This is a genomic window from Paracoccus lutimaris, from assembly GCF_003337565.1.
Taxonomy (GTDB): domain Bacteria; phylum Pseudomonadota; class Alphaproteobacteria; order Rhodobacterales; family Rhodobacteraceae; genus Paracoccus; species Paracoccus lutimaris.
Map to the genome: position 1 here is coordinate 1 of NZ_QPJL01000089.1, position 1,260 is coordinate 1,260.

General features: G+C 63.5%; 1 protein-coding gene. It reads left to right on the forward strand.

Annotated features, from left to right (window positions below; genetic code table 11):
- Positions 1–1,176, forward strand: a 1,176-nt coding sequence (tuf, locus tag DFP89_RS20060) for an elongation factor Tu (protein ID WP_114351054.1), incomplete at its 5' end; no start/stop codon positions are given.
- Between the last annotated feature and the right edge of the window lie 84 nt (positions 1,177–1,260).

The window sequence follows — 1,260 nt, forward strand, 5'->3', positions numbered from 1 at the left end:
ATGGCAAAGGCAAAGTTTGAACGTACGAAACCGCACGTCAACATCGGGACGATTGGTCACGTTGACCACGGCAAGACGACGCTGACGGCTGCGATCACGAAGTATTTCGGCGAATTCCGCGCCTATGACCAGATCGACGGCGCGCCGGAAGAAAAGGCCCGCGGGATCACGATCTCGACCGCGCATGTGGAATACGAATCGCCCACGCGCCACTACGCGCACGTGGACTGCCCCGGCCACGCCGACTATGTGAAGAACATGATCACCGGCGCGGCGCAGATGGACGGCGCGATCCTGGTTGTGAACGCCGCTGACGGCCCGATGCCGCAGACCCGCGAACACATCCTGCTGGGCCGCCAGGTCGGCATCCCCTACATGGTCGTCTACCTCAACAAGGTCGACCAGGTGGATGACGAAGAGCTGCTGGAACTGGTCGAGATGGAAGTGCGCGAGCTGCTGAGCTCGTATGACTATCCCGGCGACGACATTCCGATCGTCAAGGGCTCGGCCCTGGCCGCGATGGAAGGCCGTGACGCGGAAATCGGCGAGAACTCGATCCGCGCGCTGATCGCCGCGGTGGACGAGTACATCCCGACCCCCGAGCGCGCCGTTGACCAGCCGTTCCTGATGCCGATCGAAGACGTGTTCTCGATCTCGGGCCGCGGCACGGTTGTGACCGGCCGTGTCGAGCGTGGCGCGGTGAACGTCGGCGACGAACTGGAAATCATCGGCATCCGCCCGACCAAGAAGACGACCTGCACGGGCGTGGAAATGTTCCGCAAGCTGCTGGACCGCGGGGAAGCTGGCGACAACATCGGCGCGCTGCTGCGCGGCGTTGAGCGTGACGGCGTCGAGCGCGGCCAGGTTCTGGCCAAGCCGGGTTCGGTTACCCCGCACACCACCTTCGAGGCCGAGGCCTATATCCTGACCAAGGAAGAGGGTGGCCGTCACACGCCGTTCTTTGCGAACTACCGTCCGCAGTTCTACTTCCGCACGACGGACGTGACCGGGACGGTGAAGCTGCCGGAAGGCACCGAGATGGTGATGCCGGGCGACAACCTGAAGTTCGAGGTCGAGCTGATCGCCCCGATCGCGATGGAAGAGAAGCTGCGCTTCGCCATCCGTGAAGGCGGCCGCACCGTCGGCGCCGGCGTCGTTGCCAAGATCATCAAGTAAGCCAAGGCTTGCGAAGCGATCACATCGGATGATCCGGCAACGGATATCACGATGGAAAGGGCCGCCCCAAGGGGCGGCCTTTTT